This window comes from Lentzea sp. NPDC051838 (assembly GCF_040681245.1).
Classification (GTDB): domain Bacteria; phylum Actinomycetota; class Actinomycetes; order Mycobacteriales; family Pseudonocardiaceae; genus Lentzea.
Map to the genome: position 1 here is coordinate 70628 of NZ_JBFAYI010000010.1, position 15107 is coordinate 85734.

16 protein-coding genes are annotated in these 15107 nt (G+C 68.2%); 8 read left to right on the forward strand and 8 right to left on the reverse strand.

Annotated features, from left to right (window positions below):
- The first annotated feature begins 142 nt into the window (after positions 1-142).
- Positions 143-3349, forward strand: a complete 3207-nt coding sequence (gene icmF, locus AB0M24_RS23025; RefSeq protein WP_363771196.1) for a fused isobutyryl-CoA mutase/GTPase IcmF — start codon at positions 143-145, stop codon at positions 3347-3349.
- Here icmF and AB0M24_RS23030 read toward each other — a convergent pair.
- Complete coding sequence (locus AB0M24_RS23030; RefSeq protein ID WP_363771199.1) at positions 3346-4026, reverse strand: MOSC N-terminal beta barrel domain-containing protein; 681 nt, start codon at positions 4024-4026, stop codon at positions 3346-3348. The two genes, icmF and AB0M24_RS23030, sit on opposite strands and share 4 nt — an antisense overlap.
- A 5-nt stretch (positions 4027-4031) precedes the next feature.
- Entirely contained in the window at positions 4032-4466 is a 435-nt protein-coding gene (locus tag AB0M24_RS23035; RefSeq protein WP_363771202.1) for a nuclear transport factor 2 family protein, read from the reverse strand.
- Positions 4467-4584: 118 nt separating this feature from the next.
- Between AB0M24_RS23035 and AB0M24_RS23040 the strand changes: the two genes are divergently transcribed.
- From AB0M24_RS23040 to AB0M24_RS23050, 3 genes are all read left to right on the forward strand, one after another.
- Complete coding sequence (locus AB0M24_RS23040; protein ID WP_363771205.1) at positions 4585-5112, forward strand: ABATE domain-containing protein; 528 nt, start codon at positions 4585-4587, stop codon at positions 5110-5112.
- Between the two features lie 82 nt (positions 5113-5194).
- On the forward strand, positions 5195-6352 hold the full coding sequence (locus AB0M24_RS23045; RefSeq protein WP_363771207.1) for a hypothetical protein: 1158 nt from the start codon (positions 5195-5197) through the stop codon (positions 6350-6352).
- A gap of 110 nt (positions 6353-6462) precedes the next feature.
- Positions 6463-7152 carry a family 16 glycoside hydrolase gene (locus AB0M24_RS23050; protein ID WP_363771211.1) on the forward strand — a complete coding sequence of 230 codons (690 nt, stop codon included), beginning with the start codon at positions 6463-6465 and terminating at the stop codon, positions 7150-7152.
- Positions 7153-7390: 238 nt separating this feature from the next.
- On the opposite strand, the gene AB0M24_RS23055 is transcribed toward AB0M24_RS23050, so the two are convergent.
- Positions 7391-8038: a hypothetical protein gene (locus AB0M24_RS23055; RefSeq protein WP_363771214.1), complete on the reverse strand. Its 648-nt coding sequence runs from the start codon at positions 8036-8038 to the stop codon at positions 7391-7393.
- A 156-nt stretch (positions 8039-8194) separates the two neighbouring features.
- Here AB0M24_RS23055 and AB0M24_RS23060 point away from each other — a divergent pair, with 156 nt between their 5' ends.
- The gene (locus AB0M24_RS23060; RefSeq protein WP_363771599.1) at positions 8195-9760 is read left to right on the forward strand and encodes a GAF domain-containing protein; all 1566 of its coding nucleotides are present in this window, start codon (positions 8195-8197) and stop codon (positions 9758-9760) included.
- On the opposite strand, the gene AB0M24_RS23065 is transcribed toward AB0M24_RS23060, so the two are convergent.
- The 3 genes from AB0M24_RS23065 to AB0M24_RS23075 all read right to left on the reverse strand — a co-directional run bounded on the left by AB0M24_RS23065 (position 9753) and on the right by AB0M24_RS23075 (position 11974).
- A complete protein-coding gene (locus tag AB0M24_RS23065; RefSeq protein ID WP_363771216.1) occupies positions 9753-10625 on the reverse strand; it encodes a hypothetical protein in 873 nt (290 codons plus the stop codon). The genes AB0M24_RS23060 and AB0M24_RS23065 overlap by 8 nt on opposite strands.
- Complete coding sequence (locus AB0M24_RS23070) at positions 10622-11131, reverse strand: sigma-70 family RNA polymerase sigma factor (protein WP_363771219.1); 510 nt, start codon at positions 11129-11131, stop codon at positions 10622-10624. The genes AB0M24_RS23065 and AB0M24_RS23070 overlap by 4 nt, the downstream gene beginning before the upstream one ends.
- 192 nt (positions 11132-11323) lie before the next feature.
- Entirely contained in the window at positions 11324-11974 is a 651-nt protein-coding gene (locus tag AB0M24_RS23075) for a response regulator transcription factor (protein WP_363771222.1), read from the reverse strand.
- An 84-nt stretch (positions 11975-12058) separates the two neighbouring features.
- On the opposite strand from AB0M24_RS23075, the gene AB0M24_RS23080 reads away from it, so the two are divergent.
- Positions 12059-12862, forward strand: a complete 804-nt coding sequence (locus tag AB0M24_RS23080) for a universal stress protein (protein WP_363771225.1) — start codon at positions 12059-12061, stop codon at positions 12860-12862.
- Here the strand turns inward: AB0M24_RS23080 and AB0M24_RS23085 are convergent.
- Positions 12849-13406, reverse strand: a complete 558-nt coding sequence (locus AB0M24_RS23085) for a YceI family protein (RefSeq protein ID WP_363771228.1) — start codon at positions 13404-13406, stop codon at positions 12849-12851. The two genes, AB0M24_RS23080 and AB0M24_RS23085, sit on opposite strands and share 14 nt — an antisense overlap.
- 94 nt (positions 13407-13500) lie before the next feature.
- Here AB0M24_RS23085 and AB0M24_RS23090 point away from each other — a divergent pair, with 94 nt between their 5' ends.
- Positions 13501-14034: a MarR family winged helix-turn-helix transcriptional regulator gene (locus AB0M24_RS23090; RefSeq protein ID WP_363771231.1), complete on the forward strand. Its 534-nt coding sequence runs from the start codon at positions 13501-13503 to the stop codon at positions 14032-14034.
- Here the strand turns inward: AB0M24_RS23090 and AB0M24_RS23095 are convergent.
- Positions 13939-14883: a helix-turn-helix domain-containing protein gene (locus AB0M24_RS23095; protein ID WP_363771234.1), complete on the reverse strand. Its 945-nt coding sequence runs from the start codon at positions 14881-14883 to the stop codon at positions 13939-13941. The genes AB0M24_RS23090 and AB0M24_RS23095 overlap by 96 nt on opposite strands.
- 70 nt (positions 14884-14953) lie before the next feature.
- Between AB0M24_RS23095 and AB0M24_RS23100 the strand changes: the two genes are divergently transcribed.
- Positions 14954-15103 carry a hypothetical protein gene (locus AB0M24_RS23100; protein ID WP_363771237.1) on the forward strand — a complete coding sequence of 50 codons (150 nt, stop codon included), beginning with the start codon at positions 14954-14956 and terminating at the stop codon, positions 15101-15103.
- The last annotated feature ends 4 nt before the right edge of the window (positions 15104-15107 follow it).

The window sequence follows — 15107 nt, forward strand, 5'->3', positions numbered from 1 at the left end:
AGCCATGAAGGCACGCTACCTGGGCAGAAGCGCTCCGCGAGCGAACCTGTGGCGCGGGGCGCGACACTCTGCTTCGTGCTCGATTCAGAGACGTGAACCACCCTCGGTTGCACGTCCAATAGTAGGAAGTCAAACTATTCCTATGGCGACCTCTCTGCACCGGCCGGTGAACCCGGTCCGCTTCGTGACGGCGTCCAGCCTGTTCGACGGGCACGACGCGGCGATCAACATCATGCGGCGCATCCTGCAGTCGCAGGGTGCGGAGGTCATCCACCTCGGCCACAACAGGTCGGTGGCGGAGGTCGTGAACGCCGCGATCCAGGAGGACGTGCAGGGCATCGCCATCAGCGCGTACCAGGGCGGGCACGTCGAGTACTTCTCGTACCTGGTGGAGCTGCTGAACGAGCGCGGCGCGGGGCACATCCGCGTCTACGGCGGCGGTGGCGGCGTCATCGTCCCCGAGGAGATCGAGCTGCTGCACTCCCGCGGGGTCGCGCGGATCTTCTCGCCGCACGACGGCCAGTCGCTCGGCCTGGCGCGGATGATCAACCTGATGATCGAGGAGTGCGACCACGCGCTCACGTCACCGTTCAGCCACGACGCGCTGCTCACCGGGTCCGACGAGGCCCTGGCGCGCGCGATCACGCACATCGAGGCCGGCGAGACCGTCGACGTCGAGACCACCCGCACCGTTCCCGTGCTCGGCATCACCGGCACCGGTGGCTCGGGCAAGTCGTCGCTGACGGACGAGCTGGTGCGCCGGTTCCGCCTCGACCAGCAGGACAAGCTGCGCATCGCGGTGCTGGCCGTCGACCCGACCCGCCGCCGCGGTGGTGGCGCGCTGCTCGGCGACCGCATCCGGATGAACTGCCTCGACGGCGACCGCGTGTTCTTCCGTTCGCTGGCCACGCGCCGTGCGGGCAGCGAGATCCCGGACGGCCTGGAGCAGGCCATCAAGGCGTGCAAGGCTTCCGGCGCGGACCTGGTCATCGTCGAGACGCCCGGTATCGGTCAGGGCGACGCGGCCATCGTGCCGTTCGTGGACTTCTCGCTGTACGTGATGACGCCGGAGTTCGGTGCCGCGTCGCAGCTCGAGAAGATCGACATGCTCGACTACGCCGACGCCGTGGCGATCAACAAGTTCGAACGTCGTGGCGCCGAGGACGCGCGTCGTGACGTGGCGCGGCAGATGGTCCGCAACCGCGAGGCGTTCGGCGTCAAGTGGGAGGACATGCCGGTGTACGGCACGTCCGCCGCGACGTTCAACGACGACGGCGTCACCGCGCTGTACCAGTTCCTGCGCGACGGGCTGGTCTCGCACGGCCTGTCCGTGGAGGACGGCGCGCTCCTTCCCGTCTCCGGCAAGACGTCGACTTCCGCGTCCACGGTCGTCCCCGCCTCCCGTGCGCGGTACCTCTCCGACATCGCGGACACCGTGCGCGGCTACCACCGCAAGACCGACGAACAGGTGCTCGCGGTCCGCACGCACCTCCAGCTGACCGGCGCGCAGAAGGCGTTGGAGGCAGCCGGAAAGGATGTCGAGGACATCGCCGAGCTGGCTTCCGCCGCCGAGCGCAAGGTCGACCGCGACAATGCGGAGTTGTTGGCGCAGTGGCCCGCGACCCGCGAGCAGTACTCCGGCGACGAGCTCGTGTTCAAGGTGCGGGACAAGGAGATCCACACGTCGTTGACGCGGGAGACGTTGTCCGGCAACCAGGTTCGCCGCGTCAGCCTGCCGCGCTACGACGACGAGGGCTCGCTGCTGCGGTTCCTGCGCAAGGAGAACCTCCCGGGCTTCTTCCCGTACACCGCGGGCGTCTTCCCGTTCAAGCGCGAGGGCGAGGACCCGGCGCGCATGTTCGCGGGCGAGGGCGACGCGTTCCGCACCAACCGCCGCTTCAAGTACCTGTCGAAGGGCAACCCGGCCACGCGCCTGTCGACGGCGTTCGACTCGGTGACGCTGTACGGCCGCGACCCCGACACCCCGCCGGACGTCTACGGCAAGATCGGCACGTCCGGTGTCTCGATCGCGTCGCTGGACGACATGAAGGCTTTGTACGACGGCTTCGACCTGGTCGCGCCGACGACTTCGGTGTCGATGACGATCAACGGTCCGGCGCCGACGATCCTCGCCTACTTCCTCAACACGGTGATCGACCAGCAGGTCTCGAAGTTCACGGCGGACGAAGGTCGCGAGCCTTCGGCGGACGAGCTGGCGAAGCTGCGTGCGTTCGCGCTGGCCAACGTCCGCGGCACGGTGCAGGCCGACATCCTCAAGGAGGATCAGGGTCAGAACACCTGCATCTTCTCCACGGAGTTCTCGCTGCGCATGATGGCGGACATCCAGGAGTGGTTCATCCAGCAGCAGGTGCGGAACTTCTACTCCGTCTCGATCTCCGGCTACCACATCGCCGAGGCCGGCGCGAACCCCATCAGCCAGCTCGCCTTCACGTTGGCCAACGGCTTCACCTACGTCGAGTCGTACCTGGCGCGCGGCATGAACATCGACGACTTCGCGCCGAACCTGTCGTTCTTCTTCTCCAACGGCATGGACGCCGAGTACAGCGTGATCGGCCGCGTGGCCCGTCGCATCTGGGCCGTGGCGATGCGCGACCGCTACGGCGCTCAGGAGCGTTCGCAGAAGTTCAAGTACCACGTGCAGACCTCGGGCCGTTCGCTGCACGCGCAGGAGATGGACTTCAACGACATCCGCACCACGTTGCAGGCCCTCTGCGCGCTGTACGACAACTGCAACTCCTTGCACACCAACGCCTACGACGAGGCGATCACGACCCCGACCGAGTCGTCCGTGCGCCGTGCGATGGCCATCCAGATGATCATCAACAAGGAGTGGGGCCTCTCCGCCAACGAGAACCCGTTGCAGGGCTCGTTCGTCATCGACGAGCTGACCGACCTCGTCGAAGAGGCCGTGCTGACCGAGTTCGACCGCATCTCCGAACGCGGCGGCGTGCTCGGCGCGATGGAGACCGGCTACCAGCGCGGCCGCATCCAGGACGAGTCGATGCTCTACGAACAGCGCAAGCACGACGGCTCGCTGCCGTTGATCGGCGTCAACACCTTCCTGCCCGAGGACGGCACGCGCGAGGTCGTGAAGATCGAGCTCGCCCGCGCGACCGAGGAGGAGAAGTCCTCCCAGGTCGACCGCACCCGCGCCTACCAGTCCGCGCACCGCGACGAGGCCCAGAAGGCACTCGCGCGGTTGCGGGAGGTGGCGCAGACGAACGAGAACGTGTTCGCCGTGCTGATGGACGCGGCTCGGGTGTGCACGCTCGGGCAGATCACCGAGGCGTTCTTCGAGGTGGGCGGGCAGTACCGCCGCAACATCTAAACCGCGTACGGCCGGCCGACGATCCACCCGCCCACCTGGTCGGGCAGCTCGTCGGTCGGCACCACCTCGACGTGGTCGCCGACGCTGACGGTCCCGGGCCGGATCACCCAGCTGTCGAGGCACAGCTTGCCGCCGAACTCGTGCCGGATCCGCCGGTGCACGTCCAGGTCCTGCGCGCCGGAGTCGGGGTCGATCGTCGTGACCACGCACCGGGCGCGCTTGGTGTACATCCCGATCACGACGTCACCGATCACCAGAGCGTGCCCCGGCCAGGAGTCCTCGGCTCCGGGCTCGACGCCGCCGATCAGGATGTTGGGCCGCAGCCGCCGCACGTCGACGCCAGAGGCCGCGACCTGGCCGTCGGTGGCCACGAGGACGTTGAGCACGTCGAAGCGCTCCGGTCCGGCGTAGGGCGTCAACCGGCCGCCGTAGGGGAGCACCAGGGCGTGGGCCGCCCAGCTGTCCCACGGGTGTCCGTCCACCAGCGGGCCGTCGGGGCCGGTGGACGCGGGGATCGTGAGCAGGCCGTACCGGGTGCGGCCGGTCAGGACGCCGCGCGGGCCCTGGACGTGCACGAGCCGGTCGCCCGCCACGCCGTCGTTCGTGAACTCGGCCTGGTCGAGTGGTTCGCCGCCGAGCGACTTCACCGGATAGCGCCACAACGCTTCGACGTGCATCTCAGCTACTCCGTCGGGATCTCGTAGGTCGACTCGGGGTCGATGCGGCGGTCCGCTTCGGCGATCCGCACGTCGTTGATGCTCGCCTCACGCCTGCTCATCAGGCCGGACGGGGCGAACTCCCAGTTCTCGTTGCCGTAGCTGCGCCACCACTGGCCGTCGTCGTCGTGCCACTCGTACTGGAAGCGCACGGCGATCCGATCGGAACCGAACGCCCACAGCGACTTGCGCAGCACGTACTCGTGCTCGCGCTCCCACTTCTTCGTCAGGAACGCGACGATCTCGTCAGTGCCGCGCACGAACTCGGACCTGTTGCGCCACACCGAATCCGGCGTGTACGCACCCGCGACGCGTTCCGGCGAGCGGGTGTTCCAGGCGTCCTGCGCGGCCCTCACCTTCAGGCGGGCCGTGTCGGCGTCGAACGGGGGCACGAGGTTCACGAGAGATCCTTCCAACGGTTGGGCGACGCTGCAAACGTTAGAACGTGTGTCTAACGGATGCAAGCCCGTGTTACCGTTAGGTGTGCTGACGCCCGACGAACCCCGTCCGGTCCTGCTGATGAACACCATCTGGGCCAACCGGTCGCAGGTGCACGACGACCTGACCACGGTCGGTGGGCTTCGCGACTTCCTCGGCGTGCCGGCGGACCAGGCCGACCTGGACGCGTTCCGGGCGCTGCGGCAGGCGTTGCGAGACCTCGCGGGTGTGCTCACCGAGGACACGCGTGCGGTCGCGCAGGATCGTGACCTGTCGCGTGCGGTGGCCGAGGTGAACCGTGCCGCCCGGAGCGCGCGGCAGTGGCCGCGGCTCACGGTGCGTGACGGAGAACTGTTGCGGGACAACGAAAGCGAGGGCTCGCTCGCCGACCGTGAACGAGCGTCGATCGCCGCGGAGGCCGTCGAGCTGTTCACCGGCGAGGACCGGGTTCTGCTGCGCGCCTGTTATGCGCCGGGGTGTGTTCTCTACTTCGTGAAGGACCACCCGCGGCGTGAATGGTGCTCGCCGTCGTGCGGCAACAGGGTCCGCGCGGCCCGCCACTACCGGCGCAATCGGGGTGAATCCCCTGGTCCGAACGGGTTTTCCTGATCGCCAGGGCTAACCATGAGCCGCCCTGGTTCCGATAACCGGAGAACAGTAGGGCGCGCTTTTTGTGTGGTGGTGATCCGCGATGTCCCGAGAATCCGTGCCAGGCCACGACATCAGCTATCACCTCGTCTGCTTCGACGAGACCGGCAACGAGCGGGGGCGCGAGAGCGCGGACGTCTTGTACGACGCCCGCCGCGGTGTCACCGACGTGTTCTTCTTCATCCACGGGTGGAACGGCGACGTGCCCGCCGCCCGTCTGCAGTACGGGCAGTGGGTCGCGACGATGGCCGACTGCCGGGCCGAACGTGAAGCGGCACACCGGCTTCCGGGCGGCTTCAAGTCGTTGCTCGTCGGCCTGCACTGGCCGTCGAAGGCGTGGGGCGACGAGGACGTGCGCTCCGACGAGTTCATCAAGGCCTCCGCGGAACGCCTCGGCGGGGGAGCGGGTCGCGCGGCCGCCGTGCGCACGATCGTCGAAGCCGCACGGCAGCACCCGTGCCGGATGTCGGCCGCGGTCAAACAGGCCTACGACTACCTGGAGAGCTCGGTCCCTGACCTGCCGGGCGAGGACGGCATGCCGTTCGACGCCGAGCAGCTCTACCGCGCGTGCCTGGAAGATCCCGCGCTGGGTGGCATCCTGTCGCCGTTGCGGATCCTGACGTTCTGGAAGATGAAGCGGCGCGCCAAGGTGTTCGGCGAGAGCGGCGCGGCCAGGATCGCCCGCGAGGTGGCCCAGGCGGCACCGTCTGCGCGGATTCACCTGATGGGGCACAGCTTCGGCTGCATCACGGCGACCGCGATGGCGAACGTCGTGCCCGCCGCGACGCTCACCCTGGTGCAGGGCGCGATGTCGCTGTGGTCGTTCGCGGAACGGCTGCCCGGCGAACCCGGCTCCGGCTACTTCCGCGGTGTGCTGGGTCGCGTGCCCGGTCCGATCATCGTGACGACCTCGACGCACGACTACGCCATCGGCCGGTTCTACCCGCTGGCCGCGCGTTCGGGCCGTCAGGTGGACCTCGATTCGTACCCGAAGTACGGCGGCATCGGCTCGCACGGCGTGCAGGGAACCTACGCGCAGGGGCACAACATCGGATCTCCCGGCGAGCTGTCACCGGGTCGGGTGCACAACGTCGACTGCACGTCCGTGATCCGGCGAATCGACGGGATCGCCGGAGCGCACAACGACATCTGCCACCCGGAGATGGCTCGGTTGCTGTGGAGGGCGGTGCTGGCCCGATAGGGTTTGTCCGTTTTCAGAAACACGCGTTTCCGTTGACTGCTCCGATGTCTCAGTTCTAACGTGGGATGCACCGTCGCTGCCGAAAACCTCGGAGCCGAGGACGGTAACAAATGTTTCGTCGTCCATTGTGGATAGTCGCTGCCTTCGTGCTGGCACTGGTCGCGGGAACAACACCGGCGCGGGCCGCGGACCCCGTGCTGGTGCCCATCTTCGACGGCAAGACGCTCGACGGCTGGACCATGCACGCGAAGGACGCGTTCGTCGTGAAGGGCGGCGCGATCCACAGCCAGAAGAACGCCTCGCGCGGCTGGATCTACTACAACAAGCAGCAGTACAAGAGCTTCCGCTGGATCTTCAAGCTGCGCCAGGTCTCCGGCGACCACAAGCCGACCGTGCTGATCTGGGGCAAGATCGCGACCCCGCCCCTCAACGGCCTCGGCGCGATCCAGTTCCAGCCACCGAACGGCGGCGCGTGGGACTACCGGCCGGGCCACAACAACGGCGGCGGCAAGCTCTTCACCAAGTACCCGCACCCCAGCTGGGACGTGAAGAAGTGGGCGCAGTGCGAGATCCTGGCGAACGGTGAGACCGGCATCGCGCGCATGGCCTGCTGCCCGTTGCCGGAAGGCGCCGCGAAGTGCAAGGCGACGGAAGTCCTGAAGTTCGAGGACAAGAAGGAGCCTGCCGGCCGTGAGGCGCCGTTGGCCATCCAGATCCACAACAAGGGCATCGAGGACGAGTACAAGGACCTCGTGGTCGAGTCGCCGGTCGCCGACCCGACGAAGCTCATCACCACATAAGACCTCTGGGTAGAGGGAACCGTGTCCGTCCCGCGCCGCGAGTCATGTGACCCCCGCGCGCCGTGGGACGGACACGGTCTTTGGGGAGGCGATCACAATCTTCGCCACGCGCTTTCGGCGACCAGTAGGGCACCTCGCGGGTTCGACCCCGCACCCCCATATGCCCGATATGCGGGTGCGGGGTCGAACCCGCGATGCACCCACCTGGCCGGCGAAATCGCGCGGCGAAGGTTAGTGATCACCTCCCCAGCCGCAGGACCATCTGCGGCACCAGCGTGTTGCCGAGGCACGGGCGCAGGTCCGCGCGCAACGCGGACAGGCTGATGGCGTCGTGGGCGGGCCCGACGCTGACCCCGACCGTCCCCGCGGTCAGCATCACGCGCTGCATCGCTTGCCCCGCCCGGATTTCCGCCGCCGCCCCCTGGCTGAACGTGCACAGCACCAGCTCGGCCCCGTTGCGCACGTGCAGCCACGCACGTTCCACTTCGGCCGCTCGCGACAGCAACCCGCGCCACGAAGCCAGTTCCGGGAAGGTCGTCCACGTGCGACGGTTCGTGCGCAACGCGTGCAGCAGTGCCAGCACGTCCGGACTCGGCTCCTGGTAACCACCGAGCCGCACGGCCGCGGCGGCGTCGTTCGCGCTCTGGCCTGGCAGGAGCGTCACGAGTGGACGGATGCCGTGACCTTGCAGGGCCAGCCGGACGTTGAGCAGCGCGACGCCGCACGCGAGCCGCGTCTCCCTGCTGTGCGGGGTGGTGGTGTGCAGCTCGATCTGCTCGGGACGCACCTCGAACCGGACACCGGTCGCGGAGGCTCTCGCGAGCGCAAGGACGCCGCGCACGTCCTCACCCGCGAGTCCGAGTGAGTCGGGCACGGCGATCGTCATGCTCACACTCTCCGGCCGGTGCGCGTACGAGGCCACGGTCGAAGGTCCCAACTTGATAGGGCCCTGAGTGGGCGAAAATGTGCGAATCTAGTGTGCGTGTCTGACGCGCCTGGCCGCCGTGACCTCGACGAGCTGCTCGACGAGGTGCGGGATCGCATGGACGAGATCGTGACCACGCGTGACCACATGCAGGAGCTGCTCGGCGCAGTCCTCGCCGTCGCGGCCGGGCTGGAGCTCGACTCGACCCTGCAGCGCATCGTCCAAGCAGCCGTCGACCTGGTCGGTGCCCGCTACGGAGCGATCGGCGTCCTCGGCACGCGCGACGACCTGTCCGAGTTCGTGTACGTGGGGGTGGACGAGGCCACGCGTGCGTCGATGGGCCACCTGCCCGAGGGCAAGGGCCTGCTCGGGCTGGTCATCAAGGACCCGACGCCGTTGCGGCTGCGCGATCTCACCCAGCACGACATGTCCGTCGGCTTCCCGCCCAACCACCCGCCGATGCACAGCTTCCTGGGCGTGCCCGTACGTGTGCGCGACGAGGTGTTCGGCAACCTCTACATGACCGAGAAGATCGACGCCGCCGAGTTCACCGCGGACGACGAAGCCGTCCTGCAGGCCCTCGCCGCAGCGGCCGGCATCGCGATCGAGAACGCCCGGCTCTTCGAACGCTCCCGCATGCGCGAGCGGTGGCTGGAAGCGATCGGCGAGGTCAACTCCGAACTCCTGGGCGGCGCGTCCGGCGAGTACGCGCTGCGCCTCATCACCCAGCGCACCGTCGAACTGGCCGGCGCGGACTCGGCGCTGGTCGTGCTCGGCGACGGCGACGACACCCCGCTGGCCGTGGCGGCCAGCGCGGGCATGAAGATCGACGACTTCGACGCCGCCGACTACGCCGTCGACGAGGTGATCCGCTCCGGCATCCCACTGCTGGTAGACGACCTGGGTTCCGCGTTCGGCCCGGCCCTGGCCGTGCCGCTGCGATCCGGCGCGGGCGTCACCGGCGCCCTGATCGTCCTGCGCCGCGGCGGCGAAACCCGCTTCCTGCCGGACCAGGTGCCGATGCTCGCCTCCTTCGCCGACCAGGCGGCCGTCGCCCTGGAGTTCGCAGAACAGCAACGCTCCCAACGGTTGCTGGACGTCCTCGAAGACCGCGACCGCATCGCCCGCGACCTCCACGACCACGTAATCCAACGCCTCTTCGTGACGGGGTTGACGTTGCAGGCCACCATGCGCCGCATCACCGAGCCCGAGGTGGCTTCGAGGTTGCAGACCGCCGTCGAGCAGCTCGACGAGACGGTGCGCGAGATCCGCACGTCCATCTTCGACCTGCACTCGACCGACAACACCTCCCTGCGCCGCCGCCTGCTGGACCTGGTCGCCGGCCTGACCGAAGCCACGCACCTCTCGCCCGCGGTGCGCATGTCCGGCACCGTCGACAACTCAGTCCCACCCGAACTCGCCGAACACGTCGAGGCCGTGGTGCGTGAGGCCGTGACGAACGCCGTCCGGCACGCCTCCGCTACCGAGCTCACCGTCTTGATCGACGCGGGCGAGGACGTCGTGATCACCGTGCAGGACAACGGAATCGGCATCCCGTCCGATGCTTCGCGCAGCGGCCTGCGCAACCTTGCTCGGCGGGCGGAGCAGTTCGGGGGGACGTTCGCGGTGCGGGGAACCGAGGGCGGCGGCGCCTGCGTGGTCTGGCGGGTGCCGCTCACGTAGGCAACCGGCTGCCTGTCTCGCCCCCCCGGATCTCGAACAGATCGGCGGAGACCGCCACCGAGTTGTCGCGCACCCACACCTCCCAGGCAGGCGGCCAGCGCGTGTCCGACGACCACCGCACACCGTCGAGCGGAAGGCCTGCGAGGTCGGCTGCGGTGAGGTCGGCCCCAGCGACGCTCGTCACTGCCGTGATCAGTCGGCTGAGAGGCTCCAGCAGAGCTTCTGCGAACGCGGCGTTGACGAGACCCCCGTGGATTCGGTGCCCCAGGGCGGCGCCACGCGCCCTCCTGTCGATCTCCCGAAGCAGGGTGGCAAGCCGCATGCCGAAGAGTTCACGAAGCTGCAGAGCGTTTTTGTGGGCCTGACGGACTGTTTCCGCGGTTCCACGCTCCAACCTGCGCACGAGCGCGCGTGCGACGTGGTGGAGATCGATGGGCCGGTGGTCGAGCCGGTCGAGGTCCTTGAAGACACGCCGTGCGTCCATCCTGACAGTGGTCTGGACGTACATCTTGGCTTTGCCGAGATCGACGGCCAGGCGTAGGACTGTCGGCACGTGTTCGGCGAGGACGTACGCCTCGACGAGAAGATCCACCGACAGCCAGGCGCGGGCGGCGAGGCGTTCCGCCGCCGGTAGTCCGCAGACTTCTGCCGCGAAAGAGACGAAACCGTCGAGCACTTCCGTCGGACGCCCGGTCGCGGGCGACACCACCTGTGCGAGTCCGGTATTGAGGTCCAGCGCGTCGTCGAGTCCGGCCACCAGCGCGGCGTGTGCGCGGGGGAGCGTGGCGTCCGCGAGACCGCGTTCCAGGTCGACCACGTCGTCGAGCGCGCCGAGCAGCGAGGCCAGTTGCTGGTCGATGTTCATCGCTCACCTCGCGCGCTGAGGGCCTGCCGAGCCTTCGCCAGGCTTGATCGCACCGCCTCGGGCGTGATGCCGAGCTCGTCAGCGATTTCCGCTGGACGAAATCCCGACAACGTCCATGCCATGACTTGTAGTTGTCGCGGCGGAAGCACGGCGAGTGCGGTGAGCAGGTCCTGCTGCTGCTCCCAGTTCTCGATGTCCCCGCACAACGGCGGCGCGGGTTCGGGAGGTTCGGCCACCGGATCTTCGACGGCCGCGAACCTCCGGCGCCCGAAGGTTTTCGAGGCGACGCGGTAGGCCCAGGCGCGGTGGTGGTCGATGCGGTCCCATGAGCGGTAGGCCTCGATCATCGTGTCCTGCGCGACGTCGGCGGCTTCGACCAGTGATGCGCCGTGCATCAGGATGAACGCCGTCAGCGGCTTGAAGTTCGTCCGGTAGAAGGCCGCGAACTCGTCCGTCGACTCGGAACCCGCCCGCACCCGTGTGTGCGCGGGTTTCTCGTCAGACATCGCCGTCCCGCGTGATGCGCAAGTGGATCACGCGCCGTCGCCGGGGCCGTCTCACACGCACTGCCAGCGCGACCACCGTCAGCACCTGGCTGCCGAGCCCGCCTATCAACGCGATCACTGTGGGGTCCATGGCAAGAAGGGGCGCCGAACGAGCCGAACGTGAACCGGCACGGCGAGCTTCACTCGAAAGAGCTAGCGGGGCTTCTCGCCGTCCTTGCGGAACTGCGAGGCGAACACGGCGGCCTGCGTGCGGCGTTGCATGCCGAGTTTCGCCAGCAGGTGCGAGACGTAGTTCTTGACGGTCTTCTCGGCGAGGAACATGCGCTCGGCGATCTGCCGGTTGGTGAGGCCCTCGCCGATGAGGTCGAGGACGGTGCGCTCCTGCTCGCTGAGCATGCGCAGCGGGTCGCCCTCCTCGCGTTCGCGGCGGATCCGGTTCAGCAGGGCGGAGGTCGTGCGGGCGTCCAGGAGGGACTGGCCCGCGGCCACCGTGCGGACGGCGTTGACCAGGTCTGCGCCCAGGATCTGTTTCAGGACGAAGCCCGAGGCGCCTGCCATGATCGCGTCGAACAGGGCCTCGTCGTCCGCGAAGCTCGTGAGCATCAGGCATTGCAGGCCGGGGATGCGGCTGCGCAGCTCGCGGCACAGTTCGATGCCGTTGCCGTCGGGGAGCCGGATGTCGAGCACCGCCACGTCGGCCTCGGCGGACGGCACCTTGGCCAGGGCCTCCGCGACCGAGGCGGCGTCGCCGACCACTTCCAGATCGGACTCCTCGCCGAGCAGGTCCGCTATGCCGCGGCGGACGATCTCGTGGTCGTCGACGAGGAAAACACGCGTCGCCATTCGTGACACGGTAGCCCAAAGACCCTGCGAGAAGGGGACCATCGGCACGCGGCTCGCTACAACGTTCGGGCCTACTTTGGGATCATGAGCGGTCTTCCCGTTGTCGTCGGAGTCGACGGTTCCTCGTCCGCGCTGGCAGCGGTGGCGTGGGCTGCTCGTGAGTGCAAGTTGCACGACGCGCCGTTGCGGCTGGTGCACGCGTACACGTTGCCGACGCGCGGGTATCCCGAGGTCATCTCATCGGCGCGTGAGTTGCGTGAGGCGATGTACGACCAGGGGCGGATGTGGCTCTCTCAGGCCGTTGCCGTCGCACGGGCAGAGGCGCCTGACGTGGTCGTGGAGCACGACCTGCGCATGGAACATCCCACGCCCGTGTTGCTCGCGGAGTCGGCACGCGCGCGGGAGGTGGTCGTGGGGTCGCACGGGCTGGGCGGGTTCACCGGAGCGTTGGTGGGCTCTACGGCCGTGGCGCTCTCACAGCACGGTGAGTGTCCCGTGGTGGTGGTGCGGGGCAACCGGCATGAGGGGCCCGTGGTGGTGGGCGTCGACCTGTCGCCCGAGTCGGACGCGGCCATCGGCTTCGCGTTCGAGCAGGCGGCCGCTCAGGGAGTGCCGCTGGTGGCCGCGATGGCGCGCGTCGACGAGCAGTCGTCACTTCTGCACGCGCGAATGTCCGGGTGGCTGGAGAAGTACCCGGACGTCGCGGTGGAACAGCTGGTGGTGGGGGAGCGGCCGATTCCGTTGCTGCTGGAGCTGGGGGAACGGGCCGCGCTCCTCGTGGTGGGTTCACGGGGGCGTGGTGGATTCGCCGGGATGCTGCTCGGGTCTACCTCGCAGGCCCTGATCTACCACGCCCCGTGCCCGGTGGCCGTCGTCAGGCCTGCTTGACCGCGGAGATCTCGAACTCCAGGACGACCTTCTCGCTCACCAGGACGCCGCCGGTCTCGAGCGCCGCGTTCCAGGTGACGCCGTAGTCCTTGCGGTTGATGGTGTGCGAGCCCTCGAAGCCCACGCGGGTCTGGCCGTACGGGTCGATGGCCACGCCCTCGAAGGCGAACGGGATGGAGATGCTCTTGGTGACGCCCTTGATGGTGAGGTCACCGGTGATCTCGAAGTTGTCCTCGTCGACCTGCTTGGCCGAGGTGGAGACGAACGTGATCTCCGGGTGGTTCTCGGCGTCCAGGAAGTCGTTGGTGGCCAGGTGGCCGTCGCGCTGCGCGTTGCGGGTGTCGATGCTCGCGACCTTGAGGGTCACCTGCGCGGTGGTGTTCTCCGGCTTGTCACCGTCGATCGAGATCTTGCCGTCGAACTCGTTGAACGCACCGCGAACCTTCGTGACCATCGCGTGGCGTGCGACGAAGCCGATGCGGGAGTGCGAGCCGTCGATGACGTAGTCGCCGGTCAGTTCGGAGAGGTTGGTGGCGGTGGTCATGGTGGTCAGTCCTTCGGTCGTTCGATTCGGTTGATGTGTCATCCACCCTGCCGGAACGTGGATGATGTGTCAACTATTCCCGTATGCTGAGCACGTGACACGATGGCTTGAACCTGAACAGCAGCGGGCGTGGCGTGCCTACGTCCGCATGCAGGGAGAACTGAATGCGCACCTGAGCAGGCAGATGTCGGTCGACTCGGAGATCTCGATGGCCGACTTCGCCGTGCTGGTGCAGCTCACCGACACCGTCGACGGACGCGTGCGCGTCCTTGAGCTCGCGCGGCTGCTGCACTGGGAGAAGAGTCGCATCTCACATCACGTGGCTCGGATGGAGAAGCGCGGCCTGGTGCGCAGGGAGAACTGCGGCAGCGACGGGCGCGGGTCGTTCGTCGTGCTGACCGACGTGGGCAGGACCGCGATCGAGGAGGCGGCGCCCTCGCACGCCGAGATCGTGCGCACGCTGGTGTTCGACCAGCTCAGCGACACCGAGGTCGAGGCGCTGCGGGAGATTTCGGAGAAGGTCTTCACCCGCCTAACGACAGGCGAATGTGCGTCGGTAATCGCTCGGTGCGACGCCGACGACCCGATGGAAGTGGTGTCGGAGGAGAGCGGCTGTCCCGAAGCCTGACCTGGTGGCGACCGCGTCGACGTCCAGGTCGGTCTCTTCGAGCAGCCTGCGCGCGTGAAGCACTCTTTGGAGTGAAAGCCACTTGTTCGGGGTCGTGCCGGTCTCCGCGGCGAACTTGCGCGCGAACGTCCGCTCGGACATGACCGCGAGCTTCGCCATGGACGCCACGGTGTGGTTGTCCGCGATCGTGTCGAGCACCCGTTCCAGCACCGGCTCGAGGCTGTCGGAGCTGCACTCGGGGATGGGGAGCTCCACGAACTGCCGTTGACCGCCGTCGCGCTGGGGCGCCACGACCATCCGGCGGGCGATGATGTTGGCGACCTTGGTGCCCAGCTCCCGGCGGACGAGGTGCAGGCAGGCGTCGATGCCCGCGGCCGTGCCGGCGCTGGTGATGATGTTGCCGTCGTCCACGAACAGCACGTCCGGGTCCAGCTGGGCCTTCGGGAAACGCTCCTGGAACTGGGCGGCCTCGCGCCAGTGCGTGGTGCAGCGCCGGTCGTCCAGCAGCCCCGCGGCGCCCAGGATGAACGCCCCGCTGCACACGCTGAGCAGCGTCGCGCCGGTCTCCCGGAGCGCCTTGACCAGCTTCTCCGGGTAGTTGCGGCGCACGCGCGCGGCCGGCAGCGCGACGAGGTCGACGCTCTGCAGCGCGTCGAACCCGTGCTCCGGCGTGATCGACACCCCGCGGATGCTCGTCGGCACTGGTTCGTGCGGCAGCTCCCCGCAGACGCGGAAGTCGATCAGAGGCACGCCCTCCTCGGTCCGGTCGATGCCGAACACCTCGCAGAGCAGGCCGAACTCGAACGGCGCGACGCCGTCGATGAGCGGAACCGCCACCGATCGCAGCATGGCAGGATTTTAACGCGCATCGTCGGATCTGCCACTGTTGGCGGGATATTGCTGGCCGCAAACTTTAGACATGACTCTTGCAGCGATCGTCCTGGCAGTAGCAGCCCTCTCCGTCTGGCTCGACCGGCACCGCGACCGCAATGCCGGTCTCGCGGGCTCGACCGACGTCAGCGACCGCGACCGCGTCCGAGTGCGCGACGACCTGCGGTACCTCACCTGACCGT

Excerpts from the sequence above, each read along its gene's own strand:
- icmF (WP_363771196.1), top strand. The coding sequence starts at position 143 with ATGGCGACCTCTCTGCACCGGCCGGTGAACCCGGTCCGCTTCGTGACG.
- AB0M24_RS23030 (WP_363771199.1), bottom strand. The coding sequence starts at position 4,026 with ATGCACGTCGAAGCGTTGTGGCGCTATCCGGTGAAGTCGCTCGGCGGC.
- AB0M24_RS23040 (WP_363771205.1), top strand. The coding sequence starts at position 4,585 with ATGAACACCATCTGGGCCAACCGGTCGCAGGTGCACGACGACCTGACC.
- AB0M24_RS23045 (WP_363771207.1), top strand. The coding sequence starts at position 5,195 with ATGTCCCGAGAATCCGTGCCAGGCCACGACATCAGCTATCACCTCGTC.
- AB0M24_RS23050 (WP_363771211.1), top strand. The coding sequence starts at position 6,463 with ATGTTTCGTCGTCCATTGTGGATAGTCGCTGCCTTCGTGCTGGCACTG.
- AB0M24_RS23055 (WP_363771214.1), bottom strand. The coding sequence starts at position 8,038 with ATGACGATCGCCGTGCCCGACTCACTCGGACTCGCGGGTGAGGACGTG.
- AB0M24_RS23060 (WP_363771599.1), top strand. The coding sequence starts at position 8,195 with ATGGACGAGATCGTGACCACGCGTGACCACATGCAGGAGCTGCTCGGC.
- AB0M24_RS23065 (WP_363771216.1), bottom strand. The coding sequence starts at position 10,625 with ATGAACATCGACCAGCAACTGGCCTCGCTGCTCGGCGCGCTCGACGAC.
- AB0M24_RS23070 (WP_363771219.1), bottom strand. The coding sequence starts at position 11,131 with ATGTCTGACGAGAAACCCGCGCACACACGGGTGCGGGCGGGTTCCGAG.
- AB0M24_RS23075 (WP_363771222.1), bottom strand. The coding sequence starts at position 11,974 with ATGGCGACGCGTGTTTTCCTCGTCGACGACCACGAGATCGTCCGCCGC.
- AB0M24_RS23080 (WP_363771225.1), top strand. The coding sequence starts at position 12,059 with ATGAGCGGTCTTCCCGTTGTCGTCGGAGTCGACGGTTCCTCGTCCGCG.
- AB0M24_RS23085 (WP_363771228.1), bottom strand. The coding sequence starts at position 13,406 with ATGACCACCGCCACCAACCTCTCCGAACTGACCGGCGACTACGTCATC.
- AB0M24_RS23095 (WP_363771234.1), bottom strand. The coding sequence starts at position 14,883 with ATGCTGCGATCGGTGGCGGTTCCGCTCATCGACGGCGTCGCGCCGTTC.
- AB0M24_RS23100 (WP_363771237.1), top strand. The coding sequence starts at position 14,954 with ATGACTCTTGCAGCGATCGTCCTGGCAGTAGCAGCCCTCTCCGTCTGG.